Source organism: Rhodovulum euryhalinum (genome assembly GCF_004342445.1).
Taxonomy (GTDB): Bacteria; Pseudomonadota; Alphaproteobacteria; order Rhodobacterales; family Rhodobacteraceae; genus Rhodovulum; species Rhodovulum euryhalinum.
This window is the reverse complement of record NZ_SLWW01000008.1, coordinates 136,811-159,050: the sequence shown is the minus strand read 5'-3', so window position 1 is coordinate 159,050 and position 22,240 is coordinate 136,811. Positions and strand designations below refer to the sequence as shown.

Genomic DNA, 22,240 nt, shown 5'->3' with positions numbered 1-22,240 from the left:
GTGAGCGACATGACCGTGCAGTACGGCAAGGATCTTCTCATCAAGCTCGACATGACCGGGAACGGCCACTTCGAGACCATCGCGGGGCTGAGGGCGACCCGCATCAGCTTCAACGCCGAACAGGTTGATGTCACCAGCCTTGAGAGCCAAGGCGGCTGGCGGGAACTCCTGGCTGGGGCGGGTGTCAAGTCGGCCGCGATCTCTGGCGGTGGCGTTTTCAAAGACGCCGAGACCGACGCACGGGCGCGGCAGGTCTTCTTCGACGCCGAGACGCCGGATTTTCAGGTCGTGATCCCCGGCTTTGGCCTCGTTGAGGGGCGGTTCCAGGTGGGCTCGCTGGAGTATTCCGGGAGCCACAACGGCGAGGCCACCTATGAGTTGACGCTGGCCTCGGCGGGCGTTCTGACCTTTACGGCGTTCTGATCATGGCAAATCCCCATGCGGGCGAAGTGGCGCTGATCGTCGATGGCGAGCGGCGCGTTCTCAAGCTGACGCTTGGTGCGCTGGCCGAACTTGAGGCGGCGCTTGGTGCGGACACGCTGGTGGCGTTGATCGAGCGCTACGAGGAGGGTGCGTTCGCTACCCGCGATGTGCTGGCGCTGCTTCTGGCGGGACTGAGGGGCGGGGGTTGGCAGGGCACGCCCGCGGACCTGGCGCGGGCCGATATCGGCGGCGGGCCGATCGTGGCGGCAAAGGCCGCGGCCCAGCTTCTGGCGCGCGCCTTCACGCTTCCCGAGGCGGGTCATGACGGGCTTTGACTGGGGGGCGCTGATGCACGCCGGCATCCGGGGACTTGGGTTGAAGCCCGCGGAATTCTGGGCGCTCACGCCCGCCGAACTGATGTTGATGCTGGGCGCCGGGCGTGGCCCCGCGCCGATGAGCCGTGCACGGCTGGAAGAGCTCGCGAGCGCCTTTCCCGACAACAGGATCGATCGAGGATAACACATGGCCCAGGCAGAGGATTTCGAAGCATTCGAGGCGCAGATCGAGGCGCTGGAGACAACGCTTGGCGGCGCGCGGGGGACCGCCGCGGCCTTCGAGGTGGAACTGGTACGGATGCGCGAGAGCATGACGCTGACCAACCGCGAGGTGGGCGGCCTGTCGCGCTCGATCGGCAGCGGGCTCCGGCGGGCCTTCGATGGGTTGGTGTTCGACGGGTTGAAGCTGTCGGACGCGCTGAAATCGGTCGCGAACTCGATCGTGAACGCGACCTATTCGGCGGCTATCAAGCCGGTGCAGAACCAACTGGGCGGTCTGATCGCTGGCGGGATCGAGGGGCTTGTCAATGCCACCGTGCCCTTTGCAAAGGGCGGGGCCTTCACGCAGGGCCGGGTGATCCCCTTCGCCACCGGTGGCGTGATCGACAGGGCCACCCATTTCCCGATGCGGGGCGCGACGGGTCTGATGGGCGAAGCGGGACCCGAGGCGATCCTGCCGCTGTCGCGCGGGACCGATGGCCGGTTGGGTGTGAAGAGCGACGGGGGCGGACGGCCCGTCCAGGTCGTGATGAACATCACCACGCCCGACGTGCAGGGCTTTGCCCGCAGCCAGAGCCAGATCGCCGCCGAGATGGGGCGGCTGATCGCCCGCGGGCAGCGAAACCGATGATCCGGAGGAAGATGCATGGCTTTTCACGAAGTTCGTTTCCCGGCCAACCTGAGTTTCGGCTCGGTCGGCGGGCCCGAGCGGCGCACCGAGATCGTTGCGCTGGCCAACGGGTTCGAGGAACGCAACACCCCATGGGAGCATGCCCGGCGCCGATATGATGCGGGCGTGGCGATGCGTTCGCTGGACGATGTAGAGGCGCTGATCGCCTTCTTCGAGGCGCGGCGCGGTCAGCTCTACGGATTCCGCTGGAAAGACTGGTCCGACTACAAGTCCTGCCCACCGTCGGGCGAGCCTGCCTTCGGCGATCAGGTGATCGGCCATGGTGATGGTGCACAGACCGTTTTCCAACTGACCAAGAGCTATGCCTCGGGTTCGCAAACCTACGTTCGTCCGATCACGAAACCCGTCGCTGGTACGGTCAAGGTCGGCGTTGACGGCAGCGAGTTGGTCGAGGGTCTGGGGTTCACGGTGGACAGCACGGCCGGGTTCATCACGCTGAACGCCGTGCCCGAACTCGGAGCGAGGGTGACCGCCGGCTTCGAGTTCGACGTGCCCGTGCGGTTCGACACCGACCTTATCCAGACCTCGGTGGCAAGTTTCGGGGTCGGGGACGTGCCGTCGGTGCCGGTGGTGGAGGTGCGCGTCTGATGGCGATACCCGAGGCATTGCAGGCGCATCTCTCGGGCGGGTCCACGACGCTGGCCCGCGCCTGGGCCATCACCCGTCGCGACGGTGTGGAGTTGGGGTTCACCGACCATGACCGCGATCTTTCCTTCGACGGTGTTGAGTTCCGCGCCGAGACCGGGATGAGCGCGCGCGCGCTGTCGCAGACCACGGGCCTGTCGGTGGATAACTCGGCGGCTGTGGGGGCGCTCAGTTCCGAGGCGATCACCGAAGCTGACATCGCGGCGGGACGCTATGACAGGGCGGAGCTTTGGATCTGGCTGGTGAACTGGACCGACGTGACCCAGCGGGTCGCGCTGTTTTCCGGCAGTCTCGGCGAGATCACGTGCGGCCGCGGAGGGTTCGAGGTCGAGATTCGCGGCCAGGCCGAGGCGTTGAACCAGCCCCAGGGCCGGGTCTACCAGAGGCCGTGCTCGGCGGTTCTGGGCGACGCGGCCTGCGGGTTCGACACGAGCCTGCCGGGCTATTCGGTCAATGTCACCGCAAACACGATCGAGTCGCGGCGTATCTTTCGCTTTGAGGGGGTGTCCGGGTTCCAACCGCGTTGGTTCGAGCACGGGCGGCTCGAGATCCTCGGCGGTGCTGCATCGGGGCTTGTCGGTGCGATCAAGACCGATCGCGAGGAAGGCGGCGCGCGGTTGATCGAGCTTTGGTCCGAGATCCGCGGTCCGGTGGCGCCGGGCGACGCGCTGCGGCTGATCGCGGGTTGCGATCGAACGGCGGACACCTGTCGCTGGAAATTCAACAACTTCATTGGATTTCGCGGATTTCCTCACATCCCGGGCGAGGATTGGCTGATGAGCTACCCGTCGAAGTCCGGGGTCAATGATGGAGGGAGCCTGAACCGATGAGCAGGATTGGAGAGCGCGCCGCGGCAGAGGCGCGGCGCTGGATCGGCACGCCCTATCGTCACCAGGGCTCGATGCTGGGCGCAGGGGCGGATTGTCTCGGGCTGTTGCGTGGAGTCTGGCGCACGCTTTACGGTGCCGAGCCCGAACGTGTGCCGCCCTATACCCCCGACTGGTCGGAACCCCAGGGCGAGGAAACGCTCTGGGATGCAGCGCGGCGGCACCTCTTCGAAAAGCCCCTCGAGGACGAGGCGTCGGGCGACGTGATCCTGTTCCGTCTGCGCGAGGCCGGTGTCGCCAAGCATCTGGGCATCCAGGGCGATGCCGGGCCCCATGCGACGTTCATCCATGCCTATCACGGGCACGGGGTTGTCGAGAGCCCGCTTTCGACACCCTGGGCCCGGCGCATCGTGGCGCGGTTCGCGTTTCCCGAAAGGACGTAGCACATGGCGACAATCGTTCTGTCCGCGGCAGGTGCCGCGGCGGGCTCGGCGCTGGGTGGCTCGGTGCTGGGGCTGTCGAGCGCCGTGATCGGCCGTGCCATCGGCGCCACGGTCGGGCGGGCCATCGACCAGCAATTGCTGGGGACCGGGTCGCAGGCCATCGAGACAGGCCGGGTTGAACGGTTTCGCCTGACCGGCGCCAGCGAGGGCGCACCTGTGGGGCGCCTCTGGGGTCGGTCGCGGCTGGCGGGGCAGGTGATCTGGGCGTCGCGTTTCAAGGAGAGCGTCGCGACGTCGGGTGGCGGCAAGGGCGCGCCGTCCAAGCCCAAGCTGCGCGAATACAGCTATTCGGTAAGCCTTGCCATCGCGCTTTGCGAGGGCGAGATCGCGCGGGTAGGCCGGGTCTGGGCGGATGGCACCGAAATTGCCCCCGACGAGATCAGCCTGCGCGTCTATTCCGGAAGTGCCGAACAACTGCCCGACCCGCTGATCGAGGCGGTCGAAGGGATGGGGCAGGCACCCGCCTATCGCGGCATCGCCTATGTCGTAATCGAGGATCTGGACCTTGGCCGCTTCGGCAATCGGGTGCCGCAATTCTCTTTCGAAGTGGTGCGCGCGGCGGCGGGGGATGTCGAGGACCTCGCCCATCTGTTGCAAGGCGTCGCGCTGATCCCGGGCACCGGGGAATATGCGCTGGCCACCACGCCCGTCCATTTCCAGGACGCGCCGGGCGTCGCGCGTTCGGCCAATGTCAACACGCCCGGTGGCAAGACCGATCTTGCCGTCTCGCTGGAAAAGCTCAGAGGAGAGTTGCCGCGCATTCGCTCTGTCTCGCTGGTGGTGAGCTGGTTTGCGGGCGACCTCCGCGCAGGGATTGCCCGAATTCGCCCGGGCGTCGAGCAGTCGTATGTCGACGGTACGCCGCTGCGCTGGTCCGTTGCCGGTCTGTCGCGCGGTCAGGCACCGGTGATCCCGCGCATCGACGGGCGCGCTGTCTATGGCGGCACACCGTCCGATCAGAGCGTGATCGAGGCAATTCGGGCGCTGGCCGAGGGGGGGCAGGAGGCGGTGTTCTATCCGTTCATCCTGATGGACCAGCTGCAGGACAACGCACTGACCGACCCCTATAGCGGTGAGGAGGGCCAGCCGCACCTTCCCTGGCGCGGACGGATCACGCTGTCCTATGCGCCGGGCCATCCTCTGTCGCCCGACGGTACCCATGAGGCCACGGCCGAGGTGGCCGAGTTCTTCGGCTCGGCCGTCCCGGACGAGTTCACCTTCGACGGCCAAACGGTGCGCTATGGCGGCAGCGATGGCTGGAGCTATCGCCGCTTCATCCTGCACTACGCCCATCTCTGCGCGGCGGCAGGCGGTGTTGGTGGCTTCTGCATCGGATCGGAACTGCGCGGGCTGACCACGATCCGAGGCCCCGGCAACAGCTTTCCCGCAGTAGAAGCGCTGCGCGCGCTAGCAGCCGACGTGCGCGCGGTGCTGCCCGACACCAAGATCGGCTATGCCGCGGACTGGAGCGAGTATTTCGGCTATCATCCCGCGCATGCGCCCGGCGATGTCTTCTTCCATCTCGACCCGCTCTGGGCAGATCCGAACGTCGATTTCGTTGGCATCGACAACTACATGCCGCTGTCGGACTGGCGAGAGGGCGAAACCCATGCCGACGCGGATTGGGGTGCGATCCATGCGCTCGACTATCTGAAATCAAATATCGAGGGTGGCGAGGGTTTTGACTGGTACTACCCGAGCCGCGAGGCCCGCGAGGCCCAGACGCGCGTCCCGATCACTGATGGCGCCCATGACGAGCCCTGGATCTGGCGCTACAAGGATATTCGCAGTTGGTGGCAGACGCCGCACCACGACCGCGTGGGCGGCGTGCGGCAGGAGACGGCCACGCCCTGGGTGCCGCGTTCGAAACCGATCTGGTTCACCGAGTTCGGCTGTGCAGCCGTCGACAAGGGCACCAATGCGCCGAACCTCTTCGTGGATCCGAAATCGTCCGAGAATGCGTTGCCGCCCCATTCCACGGGCGCGCGCGACGACCTGATCCAGCACCAGTATCTGCGCGCAGTACTAACTTACTGGGCGGATCCCGTGAAGAACCCGGTGTCCGAGGTCTATGGCGGCCCGATGATCGACCTTTCCCGCGCACATGCCTGGGCCTGGGACGCGCGGCCCTTTCCGCATTTTCCGGGCAACCGCACGCTCTGGGCCGATGGCGACAACTATGCGCGCGGCCACTGGCTGAACGGGCGGGCCTCGGCGCAGGCGCTGGATGCGGTGGTGACCGAGATCTGCGCTGCCTCCGGTGTAAACGCGCTTGATGTCAGCCGGCTCTATGGGCTCGTGCGCGGCTATTTGGTGAGCGAGGTCGAGGGTGCGCGCGCCGCGCTGCAACCGCTGATGCTCGCCTATGGGGCCGAGGCCGCCGAACGCGAGGGACGGCTTGTCTTCTTCAACCGCGACGGCCGGCCCAAGGCCGTGATCGAACCGGGCCTGCTGGCGGTGACCGACGATCTGTCAGGTGAAGTCGAGCATGTGCGCAGCCCCGAGGCCGAGACCGCGGGGCGGGTGCGGCTGTCCTTCGTCGAGTCGGACGGCGCCTATGAGACCCGAGCCGCCGAGGCGATCCTGCCCGACGAGAACAGCCGCACGGTGTCGTCCAGCGAACTGCCGCTGGTGTTGACTGGGAGCGAGGGGCAAGCGGTGGTGGAACGCTGGCTTGCCGAGGCGCGCGTTGCCTGCGACCGGGCGCGGCTTGCGTTGGCGCCGTCCACGCTGGGGTTGGGGGCAGGCGACGTCCTGCGCCTGCCGGGCGGCGATTTCCGCATTGACCGGGTGGACCTGTCCGGCGCCCGCGAGATCGAGGCGGTGCGGGTCGAGCGCGGTCTTTATTTACTGCCCAACCGCGACGAGGCCCCGGTGCGGCAGGCGGCCTTCATGGCGCCGGTGCCGGTCTGTCCGCTGTTTCTTGATCTGCCACTTCTGACCGGGGACGAGGTGCCGCACGCGCCTCACCTGGCGGTGGCGGCCCAGCCTTGGCCCGGTACGGTTGCCGTCTATTCCTCGGTCAGTGACGCGGGCTACGAACTGAACACATTGATCGGGCAGGCTTCCGTCATCGGCGTGACCGAAACCGCGCTCGCCGCGGCCAGGCCAGCGCGTTGGGACCGTGGCGCGGCGCTTCGGGTCAAGCTGTCGGCCGGGGCGCTGTCCTCTGTGGGGCTGCTGGAACTGTTTGCCGGGGCCAATGCCGCGGCGATCGGCGATGGCAGCCCGAACAACTGGGAGGTGTTCCAGTTCGCCGAGGCCGCACTGGTCGCGCCGCTCACCTACGATCTGCGCATCAGGCTTCGCGGCCAGGCCGGGACCGACGGGGTGATGCCCGCGCTCTGGCCCGAGGGCAGCCGCTTCGTGCTGTTGGACGGTCGGCCGGGACAGATCGACCTGCCGCTTTCGGCCCGGGGGCTTGGCCGGCACTACCGCATCGGCCCGGGTCTGCGGCCGTTCGACGACTCGTCCTTTATCCATCTCGCCCAAGCTTTTGACGGCATCGGGCTCCGGCCCTTTGCGCCCTGCCACCTGGTCGCGCGGTCTGACGGACAGGGCGGCCTTGCAATCCGTTGGACCCGGCGCTCGCGGATCGACGGGGACAGCTGGGCCTCGGTCGAGGTCCCGTTGGGCGAGGACCGCGAGGCCTATCACGTGCGGGTCATCGGGGCGGGAGGCGAGGTGCTGCGCGAGGCCACGCCCACAGCACCCAGATGGACCTACACGGCCGCGATGCGGGCGGCGGATGCGGGTGCGGGCCCGGCCGTCGTCGAGGTGGCGCAACTGTCCGATCAGTTCGGGCCCGGACCCTATCAGAGGATCAAGATCGATGAGTGAGACCGCCAACCTTTCCCTGCCGCTGATTCAGGCCGCGCAGGCGCAGAAGCATGTCACGGTGAACGAGGCGCTTGTGAAGCTCGACGCGCTGGTGCAACTGCGCCTGGAAAGTGTCAGCCTCTCCGCACCGCCCACCGGCGCATCCGATGGTCAGGCCTGGGGTGTTGCCTCGGCCGCCACGGGAGACTGGACTGGGCAGGAGGGCCGGATCGCGATTGCCGACAATGGCGGCTGGGTCTTCGTACGCCCCCATGCCGGTTGGCGCGCCTGGGTGATCGATGCGGCGGCCGAGATGCGCCAGGATGGCAGCGGCTGGGTGCCGGTCGCGTCCGGTGGCGCCGTCGGGGCCTCGGGCGCGGCCCTCGATCTGCGGGTTCTGGAATTCGACCATGTGCTGGCGGTGGGTGGGCCGCAGCTTACGGCGACCGGGATCCCGTCGCATGCCATGGTCTTCGGCGTGACCGCACGGGTGATCGGGGAAATTACGGGGACATTGGTCTCCTGGAGCCTAGGCACCGAGGGGGCCGAGGATCGGTTCGGCAGCGGGCTCGGGACCGGGCTGAATTCCTATGCCAAGGGCATCTTGGGCCAGCCGATGACCTATTACACGCCTGCGCCTCTGATGCTGAGCCCCGAGGGCGGTGATTTCGCGGGCGGAATCGTCAGGTTCGCCGTCCACTACGCCGAACTCGGCCTGCCGGCAGCGGTCTAGGCGGATGCGGCCCGTTCTGCATGGCGACGTGGTAGCGGCCGCGCGCGCGCTCTACGTCCGGTCACCCGAGGAACGCCTGGCTGCCATGGCACTCATGCTGGCGCGTGCCGACGCGGCCGATGCCTACCGCAAGCGGTTTCATCGGGCGCATCCCGAATGGGGTAACGGCTCGCTGATGGCGCTTGCGTGCCGTCAGGATCTGCCACCCGAGCCACCGCTTGACGATCCCGACTATTGCCGCTGTCTGGCACTGGTCCTTGCTTCGCTCGCCGACTCGCGTATGTCCAAGGCCGCGTTCAGCGGGCGCTGTTGATGCAGGTGGATATGGTCGGATCGAGGTCAAGCCGCTTTTCGGCGATCGGCTCGCCGCAGTCGGTGCAGTAACCGAACCCCCCTTCGTCGATCCGCGAGAGCGCTGCCCGGATGCGCCGTTCAGCCATCGCACGGCGCGCCTGTTGCGCCTTGGCCATGGCTTGCTTTTGCAGCGCGTCCATCCGGCTGAGCCGACCGACCGTTTGCTGGTCGAGCGCAACGGTCCTCGTTCTGTCCTCCCCCAGCGCCGTGTCGGTGTCCACCGCGTCCAGTATCGCCATCAGCCGGGCCCGGAACCTCGCGATCCTCGCTTCATCCATGCTCACGTCCTCGCGCGCGGGTTACGTCCTGACTTGGTTTCCCCGCCATGGCTGGTGTAGTCTTGTCCCGCAATGAAAGGGACTACCCATGGCCGAGACGAAACCGCGGCTGACCGAGCTTGATCCGGTCTGGAAACGCATCTGTGACGAAGCTGCCGCGGCCGTGATCGACGAGCCGCTGCTTGGCGGTCTGATGCATTCAAGCCTTCTGCACCATGGCGGCCTTGATGATGCGCTGGCCTACCGTTTTGCGTTGAAGCTCTCGTCGGGCGAGATGTCCGAACAGCTTTTGCGCGAGATCGCGGATGCAGCCTATGCCGACGATCCCGGACTTGGCAAGGCTGCCCGGGCCGACCTGATGGCAGTCTACGACCGGGATCCGGCCTGTCACCGCTTCATCCAGCCGATCCTGTTCTTCAAGGGCTTCCAGGCGTTGCAGGCCTATCGCGTTGGCCACTGGCTGTGGCAAAGCGGGCGCCTCGACATGGCCTATTTCGTTCAGATGCGCGTGTCCGAGGCGTTCGGCGTCGACATCCATCCCGCTGCCCGGCTGGGGCAGGGGATCATGATCGACCACGCCCATTCCATCGTGATCGGTGAGACCGCGGTCGTCGGCGACAACGTGTCGATGCTGCACTCGGTGACGCTTGGCGGCACCGGCAAGGAAGAGGGTGACCGCCATCCCAAGATCGGCAACGGCGTGCTGATCGGGGCAGGGGCCAAGGTATTGGGCAACATCACTGTCGGGTGCTGCTCGCGCATCGCGGCGGGATCGGTCGTGCTGCAGGACGTGCCGCCGAAATCGACCGTTGCGGGCGTGCCCGCCCGGATCGTGGGCGAGGCGGGCTGCGAGCAGCCCTCGGTCATGATGGATCACCGGCTGGCAAGTGGTTCGCAAAACTGATCGCAGCTCGTTTCCACGACATCTCCGAAAGAAAAGGGGCCGGCGTTGCCACCGGCCCCTTTCTTGGTTCATGCTGCGCGATCACTCGCGGTTGCCGAGGAACTGCAGCAGGAACATGAACAGGTTGATGAAGTCGAGATAGAGGTTCAGCGCCCCCATGATCGCCGATTTCGCCAGCCACTCGCTGTCCATCGCCTGGGCGTGCTGGATGTAGTCGGTCTTGATCCGCTGGGTGTCATAGGCGGTCAGCGCCGCAAAGATCAGCACGCCGATGATCGACACCGCGAACATGATCGCGGGCGACTGAAGAAAGATGTTCACGATCGAGGCGACGATCAGGCCGATCACGCCCATGATCAGGAACGACCCCCAGCCCGAGATGTCCTTCTTGGTGGTGTAGCCCCAAAGCGACAGACCGGCGAAGGCGATTGCGGTGATCAGGAAGGTCTGCACGATCGAGATTCCGGTGAAGACCAGAAAGATCGAGCTGAGCGACAGGCCCATCAGCGTGGCGAAGCCGTAGAAATACAACTGTGCTGCCGAGGCCGACAGCCGGTTCACAACGGCGCCAAAGCCGAACACCATGGCAAGCGGCGCGAACATGATTACCCATTTCAGCGGCGAAGCGTAGATCGCCTGGCCAAGACCCGACAGGGTGCCCTCAGGCGTCACGGCCAGCCCTGAGATCGCCCAGGCGGCCAGCGCCGTGATCAGCATGCCCACGGACATCGTGCCGTAGACCTTGTTCATGTGGGCGCGAAGACCCGCATCCACCTGCGCGGTGGTGCGCACACCAGCCGTCTGGCCCGCGCGGATCGTGTTGTAGTCAGCCATTGACTGCCTCCTTGTTGGTCAACCCGGCGGGCAAGCCAAGAAAAACCCCGCCATTGCCGGGCAATATCGGCCGGGGCGGGGCACATTTCAAGACGCGCGCGCCTTGAAACGGCGCGTTTGCTTAACCTTTTGGTGTGGCTCGGGACCGGGCCTTCGCCAGTTCAGCGCAGCCAGCTTTTCGGCACGTCCCAGACCGGGCGGCGGGCCTCGGCGCGGGCTTGTTCGCGGGTCAGGCCGATGTCGCGCAGCATGGCGTCGTCCAGATCGGCCAGCCGACGGCGCTGATGCGCGGCGCAGAGGCCAAGGCTGATCCGGCGGACAAGTCCCGAAAGCTCGGGAAGGCGGATCGCGCGGCGGGTGTTCGTGTCGATATGGGCCATCGTCGTGACTCTTTGTTTTTCGTGATGGGCCGGGCCCATCGGATCATTGGTCTTGATCTTTATGCGCCTCCGTGATCCATTCTTCAAACGAATGATAGTTATGAATTGAATCAGGGTTCGTGATGTGTCGCGCAATCTGGACCTGACCGCGCTCCGCTCCTTCGTGGCGGTGGCCGAGGCGGGCGGGGTGACCCGCGCCGCCGGGTTTCTGAACGTGACGCAATCGGCGGTCTCGATGCAGCTCAAGCGGCTGGAAGAGGCGCTGGATCTGCAATTGCTCGACCGGTCGGAACGCCGGGTCAAGCTGACTGCGGCGGGCGAGCAACTGCTGGGCTACGCACGCCGCATCCTTGCGCTGAACGACGAGGTCTATGCGCGGATGACGGCACAGGAATTCGAGGGCGAGATCGTCCTCGGCGTGCCCCATGACATCGTCTATCCGGCTATCCCGCGGGTGCTGAACCGGTTCGCCGCGGATTTCCCGAGGGTCAAGGTCCAGTTGCTGTCCTCCTACACGGTGCGGCTGAAGGAGCTGTTCCGCAAGGGAGGGGTCGACATCATCCTGACCACCGAGGACCGCTGCGGCGAGGGCGGCGAAACGCTGGCCGAACTGCCGCTGGTCTGGGTCGGCGCGATCGGCGGGCAGGTGTGGAAGCAGCGCCCCTTGCGGCTGGCCTACGAACATGCCTGCATCTTCCGACAGGGGGTGCAGGCGGCGCTCGACCGGGCGGGCATCCCCTGGGAGATGGCGGTGGAAAGCGAGTCGATCCGCACCGTCGAGGCCAGCGTCAGCGCCGATCTGGCGGTGCACACGGTGGTGGACGGCATGCTGCCGCCCTATGTCGAGCCGATCCAGCACGGTGGTGCGCTGCCCGAACTGGCCCGGACCAAGATCAACCTCTACGTCTCCGACCTGTCCTCGGCGCCCGTGGTCGGGGAACTGGCCGACCTGATCCGTCAGACCTATCGCGTCGGTTAGGAGCGGTGGCGCTTTCGGGCCGCGGACCGTTGGCAGGCGCCATCTATGCCCCTCAGCCGACCGGGATCGCCCGTTGCATCTTGACCGGCTCGCTTCGCGCGAGGCGGATGAAATGCGCGATATAGGGGCGGGCGGCGTCCTCGGCACGGGTCGCGGCATAGATGCGCTTGGTCAGACCTGCCTCGGTCACGCGCCGCACCGCCAGATCGGCCCCGCCGCGGGTGTCGCGCACCACCCAGTCGGGCAGCACCGTCACCCCCCGCCCAGAGGCCACCAGCATCAGGATCACCGCGGTCAGTTCCACCGGGCGCACCACCAGCGGCTCAACCCGCGCCGGTCCCAGCAGCCCGGTGAAGACGTCCAGCCGGGCGCGGTCCACCGGGTAGGTGATCAACGTCTGGTCGCGGAAATCCTCGGCCTCGACGAACGCCTTTTCGGCCAGCGGGTGCGTGGCTGCGCAGACGAAGACGGGTTCGTAGTCGAAGAGCGGCGCGAAGGTCAGCCCCTCGGCCTCTTCGGGATCCGACGAGATCACCAGGTCCACATCCTCGCGTTCGAGGGCGGGGATCGCGTCGAAGGACAGCCCGGGGCGGATGTCCACGTCAACCTCGGGCCAGGCCTTGCGGAAGGATTCCAGCACCGGCAACAGCCAGTCGTAGCAGGCGTGACATTCCAGCGTGATGTGCAGCCGCCCGGACCGGCCCGTTGTCAGGCCCAGGAACTCGGCCTGCAGCGCGGCGATCTCGGGCAGCACCTTTTCGGCCACGCGCAACAGCTTCAGCCCCGCCGCCGACAGCCGCAGCGGCTTGGTCCGGCGAACGAACAGCTCCATACCGACCTGTTCCTCCAGCCCCTTGACCTGATGGGACAGCGCCGACTGGGTGATGTTCATCCGCTCGGCCGCGCGCGCCAGTCCGCCCGCGTCGTGGATCGCCTTGATCGTGCGCAGGTGGCGCAATTCCAGGTGCATATTGTCACGCCACTCATATTCATGTTGAGAACTATGAGTTTGTTTCACAACTTGCGGTGTGCGACAAGCATGAGACGCCGAATCCAGCCGGAGCAAGCCCCATGTCCGCCCCCCGCGTTTCCTTCGAGTTCTTTCCCCCGCAATCGCTGGAGGGCAGCTTCCGCCTGTGGGAGACCGTGCAGGCGCTGGCGCCGCTGAAGCCGCAATTCGTGTCGGTGACCTATGGCGCTGGCGGGACCACGCGCAAGCTGACCCACGAGGCGGTCGAGACGATCCACAACCATTACGGCGTCAACGTCGCCGCGCACCTGACCTGCGTGGACGCGACCCGTGCCGAGACGATGGAAATCGTCGATGCCTATGCAAAGGCCGGCGTGACCGAGATCGTGGCGCTTCGGGGCGATCCGCCCAAGGGGCAGGGCGGCTTCACCCCGCATCCCGAGGGCTTTGCAAACTCCTGCGAACTGATCGAGGCGCTGGCCTCGCGGGCGGCCTTCACCATCCGCGTCGGCGCCTATCCCGACCCGCATCCCGAATCGCAGGGCGTCGGCCATGATATCCGGTGGCTGAAGAGGAAGTTCGAAGCGGGCGCGGATTCGGCGATCACCCAGTTCTTCTTCGAGGCCGAGACCTTCTTCCGCTTCCGCGACGAATGTGACGCGGCCGGGATTGATGGCTCGAAGATCATCCCCGGCATCCTGCCGATCGAGAAATGGGCGGGCGTGCGCCGCTTCGCCGAACGTTGCGGGGCGCGCATCCCGGCCTGGATCGACGAAGCCTTCGAGAAGGCCGTGCGCGACGACCGCGAGGAGCTGCTGGGCAAGGCGCTGGCGACAGAACTCTGCACCGCGCTGATGGAAGGCGGGGTGCAGGACTTCCACTTCTACACCCTGAACAAGCCGCACCTGACGCGCGACATCTGCCACGCGCTGGGCGTTCAGACCCCAGCCCATCTGGAAAAGGTCGCCTGAGCTTGCCAGCCGGTGCCGCCCCGGGCTAAGGGGCGGTCATGGTATCCGATCCTTCCGATTTCGACCGCACCCGCCTCATAGCCATGCACGGGCTGGACTACCTGCGCGCGATGCTGGCGGGCGACGTGGCGCCGCCGCCGATCTGGGCGCTGATGGGGCTGAGGCTGGTGCGCGCCGATCCCGGCGAGGTGGCGTTTCTTGCAACGCCCGGCCCCGAACACGGCAACGTCACCGGCACCACCCATGGCGGCTGGTATGGCACGCTGCTGGATGCCGCGATGGGCTGTGCGGTGATGACGACGGTGCCCGCCGGCGCCACCCATGCCACGCTGGAATACAAGGTCAACGTGGTCCGCGTGGTCCGTCCGGGTCTCGAGGTCGAGGCGATCGGCCGGGTCCAGCACGGCGGGCGGCGCACCGGCGTCGCGATGGGCGAGGTGCATGGCGTGGCCGATGGCAGGCTTTATGCAACCGGGTCGACCACCTGCATCGTGATGGAGGGCTAAGGCGCCTCAGCCCATCGTGATGACGACCTTGCCCGTCGCCTTGCGGGTGCGCAGCAACTCCAGCCCCTCGGCGGCACGCTCCAGCGGCAGGGTGTGGCTGACATGGGGCCGCAGCCGCCCCTCGGCATACCAGCCGAAGAGCGTGGCGAGGCTGTCCGTCAGCACCTCGGGCCGGAACGCGAGGTAGCCGCCCCAGTAAAGGCCCATCACGGTCAGGTTCTTGACCAGCAGGTGATTGGCCTTGATCTGCGGCACGTCCCCGCTGGCGAAGCCGATCACCAGGATCCGCGCGTCGGGCTTGCAGGCGCGCATCGCGGCGGTGAAGAGATCGCCCCCGACCGGGTCATAGACCACGTCCGCGCCGCCGAGCGCCGTCACCGCCTCGCGCAGGTCGTCCGTGTCGCTGTCGATCAGATGGTCGGCGCCCGCCTGCCGCGCGACCTCCAGCCGGTCGGCGCCGCGGGCGCAGGCGATCACTCTTGCCCCCATCGCCTTGCCGATCTCGACGGCGGTCAGCCCGACGCCGCCCGCGGCCCCCAGCACCAGAAGCGTTTCGCCCGGTTGCAGCCGCGCCTTGTGGTCCAGCGCCAGGTGGCTTGTGCCATAGGCCACCTGAAAGGCCGCGGCATCCTCGAAGGGCATCGCGTCGGGCAGCGGAACACAGCGTTCGGCCGCGAAGCAGCCCGCCTCGGCCAGCCCGCCCGTTCCCGCAAAGACCGCCACGCGCCGGTCCGTCAGGCCCGGCTCGACGCCCGCGCCCGCCGCCTCGACGGTGCCGGCCAGTTCCATCCCCAGGGTGACGGGCAGGGCGGGGCGTTCCTGATAGCGGCCCTCGATCATCAGCAGATCGGCAAAGTTGAGTCCGCAGGCGGCGATCCTGACCCGCACCTCGCCCGGGCCCGGATCGGGCCGGGCAACGGTGTCGATCTGCGGAACGGCGCCGAACTCGGCGATCCGGAAGGCGCGCATCGGGCTCTCCTGTCGTCGGTGATTCCGTCGGGGACGTTACCGGTGGCGGCCGGACAGGGCCAGTGGGGTGATGAATCGCAAAATGCAAACATTGCCTGCGGAATAGGATTTGCAAAGTGCAAACAGATCGGCGAAAGTTCGCGCTCCGCAACCCCTGCGCGAGCGTGAGTCGGCCTACTTTACCTGGAATATGTCTACTTCGCGCGGGTTGGGGAAAATAAATTTCTATCCGCGGCAAGGCTTTGATGGAAAAATACGCGCATAGACTGCATTCGGGCGCAATTTGGCACGCAACTTGCTTTATGATGAGTGTTAGAGGAGTTCTCAGATGAAACACCCTGTTGATGTCCATGTGGGCAAGCGTATCCGACATCGTCGCTGGATGGTGGGCATGACCCAGCAGCAGCTGGCCGAGAAGGTCGGGATCAAGTTCCAGCAGATCCAGAAGTATGAAACCGGCATGAACCGCGTCAGCGCGTCCCGCCTTTGGGACATCGCCGATGCGCTGGACGTGTCGGTCAGCTTCTTCTTCGAGGGGCTGGACGGCAAGGCTGCCGAGGCCGCAAGCCAGGGCATGCCTGACGACATCCTGTCCGACAAGGAGGCGCTGGAATTGGTGCGCTCCTACTACGCCATCCCTGAAAACCAGCGGCGCCGTCTGTTCGAGTTGGCGCGGGTGCTGAGCGACGTCGCCTGACGTTGGGCGCTTGACGGGATCAGGTCGGGCGGCTAGCGCCCGCACACCGGGGGTATGCTTCCCCGTCCCGCAGGTTTGCCCGGAGGCAGAATGCCCGAAATCGATGCCCACGATCTGATCGCCACGGCCCATGCGCTGGCAGAAGCCGCGCGTGGGGCGACGCTTGCCCATTTCCGTGCGGATGGGCTGGGAGTCGAGAACAAGGCGGGCGCCGGGTTCGACCCGGTGACGCGCGCCGACCGCGAAGCCGAGGCCGCGATGCGCGCGATCCTGGCAAAGCGGCGGCCCGAGGATGCGATCCTCGGCGAAGAACTCGATCTGGTGGCGGGCACCAGCGGCCTGACCTGGGTGCTTGACCCCGTGGACGGCACCCGAGGTTTCATGTGCGGCACGCCGACCTGGGGGGTGCTGATCGCCGTCGCGGACGAGACCGGGCCGCTCTTTGGCGTGATCGACCAGCCCTATATTGGCGAACGCTTTGTCGGCGGATTCGGACAGGCACGGTTGACCGGCCCGGCCGGGACCCGGCCCCTCGCCACCCGCCCGCCGCGGCCGCTGGCCGAGGCCTCGCTTTTCACCACCTTCCCCGAGGTCGGCAGCCCCGAAGAGGGCCGCGCCTTTGCCGAACTCGCCGCCCGCGTCCGGCTGACGCGCTACGGGATGGACTGCTATGCCTATGCGCTGGTGGCGCTGGGGCAGGTGGATCTGGTGGTCGAGGCGGGGCTGCATCCCTACGACATCCAGGCGCCGATCGCGGTGATCGAGGCGGCGGGCGGCATCGTCACCGACTGGCAGGGCGGCCCGGCGCACCGGGGCGGACGTGTCGTGGCCGCGGCGAACCGCGCAGTGCATGCCGAGGCGTTGGAAATCCTGTCCCGCGCCGCGGGCTAGGCCCGCCGCTCAGCCGCCGCGCACCCTTGTGCCGTTCACCCAGACCCCCGCGATCGCCCGGTCGTCGCCCATCATGATCGTCGGGAACACCGCCTCCCAGATATTCGTCGCCCGCGCCGCGCGCTGCGCGATGGCCGGTGTCGAGCCAAGGTCGAGCGCCACGATATCCGCCTCCATCCCGGGTGCCAGGGTGCCGATCCGGTCGTCCATCCGCAGTGCCCGCGCCGCGCCGGCGGTGGCCAGCCACCACAGTTCGGCGGGGTGCAGCGCCCGGCCGCGCAACTGGCCGATCTCGTAGGCCGCCGCCATGGTGCGCAGCATCGAAAAGGACGACCCCCCGCCGGTATCGGTCGCCAGCCCCACCCGCTGGCCCTCGTCCACAAGGCCGCCCATGTCGAACAGCCCCGAGCCGATGAACAGGTTCGAGGTCGGGCAATGCACGAGCGCCGCGCCGGTTTCGCGCAGGCGCATCCGCTCGCGTCCGGTCAGGTGGATGCAATGGCCGAAGACCGCTCCGGGTCCCAGCAGCCCCGCCCGTTCGTACACGTCCAGATAGTCGCGCGCCTCCGGGAAAAGTGCGCGCACCCAGTCGATTTCTTCCACCTGTTCGCTCAGATGCGTCTGCATCAGGCAGTCCGGGTGCTCGGCCCAGAGCGTCCCCAGCGCGTCCAGCTGTTCCGGGCTCGAGGTCGGCGCGAAACGCGGCGTGATCGCGTAGGTCAGCCGCCCCCGCCCGTGCCAGCGTCCGATCAGCGCCGCGCTTTCGTCATGGGCCCGCTCGGGCGTGTCGCACAGGCCCTCGGGCGCGTTGCGGTCCATGCAGGTCTTGCCCGCCACGACCCGCATCCCCCGCGCCTCGGCGGCCGCGAAAAAGGCGTCGACGCCGGCCGGGTGGGTGGTGCAGTAGCTTGCCACCGTCGTCGTGCCATGGGCGAGCAGCAGGTCCAGGTACCGCCCCGCGATATCGGCCGCGTATCCGGCGTCGGCAAAACGCATCTCCTCGGGAAAGGTATAGCCGTTCAGCCAGTCGATCAGCCGTTTGCCCCAGCTCGCGATGATGCCGGTCTGCGGGTAATGGGCATGCGCATCGACAAACCCGGCCGAGATCAGCGCGCCCCCCATGTCGGACACCCGCGCCCCCGGATGGGCCGCGCGCAGCGCCTCTGCCGCGCCCACCGCCACGATCCGGCCGCCCTCGACCAGCACGCCGCCGCTTTCGTCGATCCGCGCAGCCCCCGGGCCATCGGCGAAGGGATCGCCCGCAAAGCCAAGGATCCGTCCCAGGATCAGTTCCGCCCCCGCCATCGCCCAGACTCCATCCCGCGCGGACTGACCCTAGGGATGGTCCGCGCGGGCGTAAATCCCGCATCTCGCCCTGTTGCCCGGCGGCCCGTTTGGCTATGGTGCGGGCGACGCACAGGGCAGGGCAGGCCATGGACGACGAGGTCATCGACAAGACCGCCCCGGAAGAGGACGGCTACGGGCTAGATAACCGCACGGTGTCGGCGATTCTGCTGGCGGTGGCCGCAGGCGATGCCGCGCGCCTGGCCGATCTGTTCGAGCCGCTGCACCCCGCCGACATCGCCGACCTTCTGGAACAGGTGGACGCCGGCAAGCGGCGCGAGATCCTGCTGCTTGCGCCCCGCCAGTTCGACGGCGAGGTTCTGTCGGAACTCGACGAGACGCTGCGCGAGGAGGTGATCGCCTTCCTGCCGCCCGAGATCCTTGCCGAGGCGGTGCGCGAACTCGAATCCGACGACGTGGTCGACCTGATCGAGGATCTGGAAAAGCCGCAGCAGGATGCGATCCTTGACGCGCTCGAGATGGTCGATCGGGTCGCCGTCGAACAGGCGCTGAGCTATCCGGAATACTCCGCAGGCCGCCTGATGCAGCGCGAGGTGGTGCGCGCGCCCGAGCACTGGACCGTGGGCGAGACCATCGACCATCTGCGCGCCAACAAGAAGACGCTGCCCGACCAGTTCTACCACGTGATCGTGGTCGATCCCGGCATCAGGCCGGTGGGCTACGTGACGCTTGGCAAGCTTCTGTCCTCGCGCCGCTCGGTCCGGCTGACTGACCTGTTCGAGGACAGCTTCCGCCCGATCCCGGTCACCCAGCCCGATTCCGAGGTGGCCTATGCCTTCAACCAGTACCACCTGATCTCGGCCCCCGTGGTCGACGACGCCGGGCGGCTGGTCGGCGTGATCACCATCGACGACGCGATGAACGTGCTCGACGAAGAGCACGAGGAAGACATCCTGCGCCTCGCCGGTGTGGGCGAGGGCAGCCTGAACGACCGTGTGATCGAGACCACGCGCCAGCGCTTTCCCTGGCTCTTCGTCAACCTTCTGACCGCGATCGTCGCCTCGCTGGTGATCGCGCAGTTCGAGGACGCGATCGCGCAGGTGGTTGCGCTGGCGGTGCTGATGCCGATCATCGCCTCGATGGGCGGCAATGCGGGCACCCAGTCGCTGACGGTCGCGGTGCGGGCACTGGCGACCAAGGACCTTACCGGGTCCAACGTCTGGCGCGTGGTCCGCCGCGAGGTGGCGGTGGGTCTGGTGAACGGCGCGATCTTCGCCCTGGTGATGGGGCTTGTGGGGCTTGTCTGGTTCGGCTCGGCCCAACTCGGCGCGGTGATCGCCGTGGCGATGGTGGTCAATCTGAGTGTGGCGGCCCTTGCGGGCATCCTGGTTCCGGTCACGCTCGACAAGCTGGGGGTCGACCCTGCGCTTGCCTCGGGGACCTTCGTGACCACGGTGACCGACGTGGTGGGCTTTTTCGCCTTCCTCGGGCTGGCCAGCGTGGTGCTGTTGTGAAGGACGAAAAGGCGGCAATGCGCGCTGCGGCGCTGGAACGGCGGGCGGCGGCGCATGACCCGGCCCGGGGGGCGGCGGCAGTGGCGCGGCTCCTGGACGTTCTCGCACCGCATATGGGCCGTCCGGTGTCGGGCTACATGCCGATGCGCAGCGAGATCGATCCGCTGGCGGCGATGGCGGCGCTTGTGGGCCACGGCCCCGTGGGCGTGCCGGTGATCGAGGCCAGAGGCGCGCCGCTGGCCTTCCACCGTTGGACGCCCGGTTGCGCTATGCGCCCCGGCCCGTTCGGGGCACAGGTGCCCGACGGGGGCGTGCCGATGCTGCCCGAGGTGCTCATCGTCCCGCTTTTGGCCTTCGACCGCACGGGGGCGCGGCTCGGCTATGGCGGCGGGTTCTATGACCGGACGCTGGCGATGCTGCGGGCGCGGGGGCCGGTGCTGGCCGTGGGCCTTGCCTATGCCGCGCAAGAGGTGGCGCGCGTGCCGGTGGAACCCACCGACCAGTTGCTCGATGCGATCGTCACCGAGGACGAGACGATCCGGCCTGCGCTGGGCATGCCGGACAGGCCGCCGGTCTGAGGCCGGGATCGGTTGTGGGGACGGACCGGACCTTGGCGCGGGACATCACGGTGATGACAGCCGTCGCAAGGCAGCAAGGGCCGTCAGGGCTCCGGCGCGGGGCGGGTCGCGCCTGACCGCAACCGATGTGCCGCTTTCGGCATCGGGAAATGCCACCCGACCACCCCACTTGTGAAGCGATACGAAACCCTAGCGGATAACGATCTCGTCCGCGCGGATCAGGCCAAGGACGGTGCGGGCGCGCTCGTCCAGAAGGTCGAGGTCCAGATAGCCGTCGGACAGACGCATGGTCCGGTTCTCGAGGTCGGCCAGATCGGCCTCCAGCATCTCCTTCTCGGCGCGCAGCCGCGCGGCATCGGCCTCGATCTGGATGCGGCGGAACAGGCCGAAATCGCCCTGCACCGCGGCAAAGGTGAAATACATCGCGAGGGATGCGCCGAGCCCCAGAAAGACCAGCGCCCCAAGGGCCGGGCGCGTGTGCGAACCGCTCATGTCGTCTGCCTCTGGCGCCGCCTCTTCGGGGCGGCTGCAGGCAGTCTAGCCGAACCGGGGCCCTGGGGGAATCCCCCAGATTCGGGCCCCGCGTCGGGCAGGTCTCAGCCTTCCAGAACGGCGACGCCCGGCAGCGTCTTGCCCTCCATCCATTCCAGGAACGCGCCGCCCGCGGTCGAGATATAGGTGAAATCGTCGGCCACGCCCGCACCGTTCAGCGCCGCAACCGTGTCACCGCCGCCTGCGACCGAGACCAGAACACCGGCTTTCGTTAGATCTGCGGCCTTCTGCGCGGCCGCGTTGGTCGCCGCGTCGAACGGGTCGATCTCGAAGGCACCCAGGGGGCCGTTCCAGATCAGCGTCTTGCACTTGGCAAAGACCTCTTCGATCCGCTTCACGGTTTCGGGGCCCGCGTCCAGGATCATCGCGTCCGCCGGGCAGGCATCGGCCGCGACCGTCTCGTTCTCGGCACCGGCGCGGAACTCGCGCGCGCAGACCACGTCCACGGGCAGCACGATCTCGCAGCCCGCCACCTTGGCCTTGTCCATGATGTCGCGCGCGGTGCCCGCCATGTCGTGCTCGCAGAGCGACTTGCCGACATTGATCCCCTGCGCGGCGAGGAAGGTGTTGGCCATGCCGCCGCCGATCACCAGGTGGTCGACCTTGGCCACCAGATTGCCCAGCAGGTCGAGCTTGGTCGAGACCTTGGCGCCGCCCACCACCGCCACCACCGGCCGCACCGGGTTGGCCAGCGCGGCTTCAAGCGCCTTGAGTTCGGCTTCCATGTTGCGCCCCGCGCAGGAGGGCAGCAGCCGCGCGATGCCCTCGGTCGAGGCATGTGCGCGGTGGGCCGCCGAGAACGCGTCGTTCACGTAGATCTCGCCCAGCGCGGCCAGCGCGGCGGCCATCTCGGGGTCGTTCTTTTCCTCGCCCGCGTGAAAGCGGGTGTTCTCCAGCAGCAGGATGTCGCCTTCGGACAGCGCCGCAACGGCCTGTTTCGCCGGCAGCCCGATGCAGTCGTCGGCGAAGATCACGCCGCGCCCGAACGCCTGTTCCAGTGCGGGCAGGGTGACCTTGAGGCTCATCTCGGGCACGACCTGGCCCTTGGGTCGGCCGAAATGCGCCAGCAGTACCGGCTTGCCGCCCTTGGCCAGGATGTCCTTGACCGTGGGAACGATGCGTTCGATCCGGGTCGCGTCGGTCACCCGGCCATCCTCGACCGGCACGTTGATGTCGACACGCACCAGCGTCACCTTGCCGGCGAGGTCCATGTCGTCGAGGGTCTTCCAGGCCATGCGTCATCCTCCCGCGGGGTTCCAGGTTGGCGCTAGATCGCCCGAACCGGGTCGAAAGGTCAATCCTTGCATCCGCCATGGCCCTTTTCTTCGGCAATCCGTCGCACTAGGGTCGCCGCCGAAACTCT

The 22,240-nt window shown here is 67.4% G+C and carries 26 protein-coding genes; 18 read left to right on the top strand and 8 right to left on the bottom strand.

Annotated elements, in window-relative coordinates:
* The first annotated feature begins 9 nt into the window (after positions 1–9).
* From EV655_RS11375 to EV655_RS11330, 10 genes are read left to right on the top strand one after another with little or no spacing between them, the layout of a single operon-like run.
* Positions 10–423 (top strand): phage major tail protein, TP901-1 family, encoded by a 414-nt coding sequence (locus EV655_RS11375; RefSeq protein ID WP_132545061.1) that lies wholly within the window; start codon positions 10–12, stop codon positions 421–423.
* A 2-nt stretch (positions 424–425) separates the two neighbouring features.
* On the top strand, positions 426–758 hold the full coding sequence (locus EV655_RS11370) for a gene transfer agent family protein (RefSeq protein ID WP_132544909.1): 333 nt from the start codon (positions 426–428) through the stop codon (positions 756–758).
* Positions 745–942, top strand: a complete 198-nt coding sequence (locus EV655_RS11365; RefSeq protein WP_132544907.1) for a rcc01693 family protein — start codon at positions 745–747, stop codon at positions 940–942. The genes EV655_RS11370 and EV655_RS11365 overlap by 14 nt, the downstream gene beginning before the upstream one ends.
* Positions 943–945: 3 nt before the next feature.
* Entirely contained in the window at positions 946–1,608 is a 663-nt protein-coding gene (locus EV655_RS11360; RefSeq protein WP_132544905.1) for a phage tail tape measure protein, read from the top strand.
* A gap of 15 nt (positions 1,609–1,623) precedes the next feature.
* On the top strand, positions 1,624–2,256 hold the full coding sequence (locus tag EV655_RS11355; RefSeq protein ID WP_132544903.1) for a DUF2460 domain-containing protein: 633 nt from the start codon (positions 1,624–1,626) through the stop codon (positions 2,254–2,256).
* Entirely contained in the window at positions 2,256–3,143 is an 888-nt protein-coding gene (locus tag EV655_RS11350; RefSeq protein WP_132544902.1) for a DUF2163 domain-containing protein, read from the top strand. The genes EV655_RS11355 and EV655_RS11350 overlap by 1 nt, the downstream gene beginning before the upstream one ends.
* On the top strand, positions 3,140–3,583 hold the full coding sequence (locus EV655_RS11345; protein WP_132544900.1) for an NlpC/P60 family protein: 444 nt from the start codon (positions 3,140–3,142) through the stop codon (positions 3,581–3,583). The genes EV655_RS11350 and EV655_RS11345 overlap by 4 nt, the downstream gene beginning before the upstream one ends.
* A 3-nt stretch (positions 3,584–3,586) precedes the next feature.
* On the top strand, positions 3,587–7,483 hold the full coding sequence (locus tag EV655_RS11340; protein WP_132544898.1) for a baseplate multidomain protein megatron: 3,897 nt from the start codon (positions 3,587–3,589) through the stop codon (positions 7,481–7,483).
* On the top strand, positions 7,476–8,195 hold the full coding sequence (locus EV655_RS11335) for a DUF2793 domain-containing protein (RefSeq protein ID WP_132544896.1): 720 nt from the start codon (positions 7,476–7,478) through the stop codon (positions 8,193–8,195). The genes EV655_RS11340 and EV655_RS11335 overlap by 8 nt, the downstream gene beginning before the upstream one ends.
* 4 nt (positions 8,196–8,199) lie before the next feature.
* The gene (locus EV655_RS11330) at positions 8,200–8,508 is read left to right on the top strand and encodes a DUF7742 family protein (protein WP_132544894.1); all 309 of its coding nucleotides are present in this window, start codon (positions 8,200–8,202) and stop codon (positions 8,506–8,508) included.
* On the opposite strand, the gene EV655_RS11325 is transcribed toward EV655_RS11330, so the two are convergent.
* A complete protein-coding gene (locus EV655_RS11325) occupies positions 8,492–8,827 on the bottom strand; it encodes a TraR/DksA family transcriptional regulator (protein WP_132544892.1) in 336 nt (111 codons plus the stop codon). The two genes, EV655_RS11330 and EV655_RS11325, sit on opposite strands and share 17 nt — an antisense overlap.
* A gap of 88 nt (positions 8,828–8,915) precedes the next feature.
* Between EV655_RS11325 and cysE the strand changes: the two genes are divergently transcribed.
* Positions 8,916–9,731, top strand: coding sequence for a serine O-acetyltransferase (gene cysE, locus EV655_RS11320; RefSeq protein ID WP_132544890.1), 816 nt, complete (start codon positions 8,916–8,918; stop codon positions 9,729–9,731).
* A gap of 81 nt (positions 9,732–9,812) precedes the next feature.
* Here cysE and EV655_RS11315 read toward each other — a convergent pair whose 3' ends face one another.
* Both EV655_RS11315 and EV655_RS11310 read right to left on the bottom strand, forming a co-directional pair.
* Positions 9,813–10,565: a Bax inhibitor-1/YccA family protein gene (locus tag EV655_RS11315; protein ID WP_132544888.1), complete on the bottom strand. Its 753-nt coding sequence runs from the start codon at positions 10,563–10,565 to the stop codon at positions 9,813–9,815.
* 161 nt (positions 10,566–10,726) lie between these two features.
* Positions 10,727–10,945 (bottom strand): DUF1127 domain-containing protein, encoded by a 219-nt coding sequence (locus EV655_RS11310; protein ID WP_132544886.1) that lies wholly within the window; start codon positions 10,943–10,945, stop codon positions 10,727–10,729.
* 124 nt (positions 10,946–11,069) lie between these two features.
* Between EV655_RS11310 and EV655_RS11305 the strand changes: the two genes are divergently transcribed.
* Positions 11,070–11,924, top strand: coding sequence for a LysR family transcriptional regulator (locus EV655_RS11305; RefSeq protein WP_132544884.1), 855 nt, complete (start codon positions 11,070–11,072; stop codon positions 11,922–11,924).
* A gap of 52 nt (positions 11,925–11,976) precedes the next feature.
* Here EV655_RS11305 and EV655_RS11300 read toward each other — a convergent pair whose 3' ends face one another.
* On the bottom strand, positions 11,977–12,894 hold the full coding sequence (locus EV655_RS11300; protein WP_132544882.1) for a LysR family transcriptional regulator: 918 nt from the start codon (positions 12,892–12,894) through the stop codon (positions 11,977–11,979).
* A 101-nt stretch (positions 12,895–12,995) separates the two neighbouring features.
* Between EV655_RS11300 and metF the strand changes: the two genes are divergently transcribed.
* Both metF and EV655_RS11290 read left to right on the top strand, forming a co-directional pair.
* Positions 12,996–13,865 carry a methylenetetrahydrofolate reductase [NAD(P)H] gene (gene metF, locus EV655_RS11295; RefSeq protein ID WP_132544880.1) on the top strand — a complete coding sequence of 290 codons (870 nt, stop codon included), beginning with the start codon at positions 12,996–12,998 and terminating at the stop codon, positions 13,863–13,865.
* 38 nt (positions 13,866–13,903) lie between these two features.
* A complete protein-coding gene (locus tag EV655_RS11290; protein WP_132544878.1) occupies positions 13,904–14,371 on the top strand; it encodes a PaaI family thioesterase in 468 nt (155 codons plus the stop codon).
* A 6-nt stretch (positions 14,372–14,377) separates the two neighbouring features.
* On the opposite strand, the gene EV655_RS11285 is transcribed toward EV655_RS11290, so the two are convergent.
* On the bottom strand, positions 14,378–15,340 hold the full coding sequence (locus tag EV655_RS11285) for an NADPH:quinone oxidoreductase family protein (protein ID WP_132544876.1): 963 nt from the start codon (positions 15,338–15,340) through the stop codon (positions 14,378–14,380).
* A gap of 328 nt (positions 15,341–15,668) precedes the next feature.
* Between EV655_RS11285 and EV655_RS11280 the strand changes: the two genes are divergently transcribed.
* Entirely contained in the window at positions 15,669–16,037 is a 369-nt protein-coding gene (locus tag EV655_RS11280) for a helix-turn-helix domain-containing protein (RefSeq protein ID WP_132544875.1), read from the top strand.
* 90 nt (positions 16,038–16,127) lie between these two features.
* Positions 16,128–16,928: an inositol monophosphatase family protein gene (locus EV655_RS11275; protein ID WP_132544873.1), complete on the top strand. Its 801-nt coding sequence runs from the start codon at positions 16,128–16,130 to the stop codon at positions 16,926–16,928.
* Between the two features lie 9 nt (positions 16,929–16,937).
* On the opposite strand, the gene guaD is transcribed toward EV655_RS11275, so the two are convergent.
* Positions 16,938–18,233, bottom strand: coding sequence for a guanine deaminase (guaD, locus tag EV655_RS11270; RefSeq protein ID WP_132544871.1), 1,296 nt, complete (start codon positions 18,231–18,233; stop codon positions 16,938–16,940).
* Between the two features lie 128 nt (positions 18,234–18,361).
* Between guaD and mgtE the strand changes: the two genes are divergently transcribed.
* Together mgtE and EV655_RS11260 are read left to right on the top strand one after the other, a co-directional pair.
* Positions 18,362–19,747, top strand: coding sequence for a magnesium transporter (mgtE, locus tag EV655_RS11265; RefSeq protein ID WP_132544869.1), 1,386 nt, complete (start codon positions 18,362–18,364; stop codon positions 19,745–19,747).
* A 17-nt stretch (positions 19,748–19,764) separates the two neighbouring features.
* Entirely contained in the window at positions 19,765–20,325 is a 561-nt protein-coding gene (locus tag EV655_RS11260) for a 5-formyltetrahydrofolate cyclo-ligase (RefSeq protein WP_132545059.1), read from the top strand.
* Between the two features lie 189 nt (positions 20,326–20,514).
* Here EV655_RS11260 and EV655_RS11255 read toward each other — a convergent pair whose 3' ends face one another.
* Complete coding sequence (locus tag EV655_RS11255) at positions 20,515–20,817, bottom strand: FtsB family cell division protein (RefSeq protein WP_132544867.1); 303 nt, start codon at positions 20,815–20,817, stop codon at positions 20,515–20,517.
* 104 nt (positions 20,818–20,921) lie between these two features.
* The gene (locus EV655_RS11250) at positions 20,922–22,112 is read right to left on the bottom strand and encodes a phosphoglycerate kinase (protein ID WP_132544865.1); all 1,191 of its coding nucleotides are present in this window, start codon (positions 22,110–22,112) and stop codon (positions 20,922–20,924) included.
* Positions 22,113–22,240 lie beyond the last annotated feature (128 nt).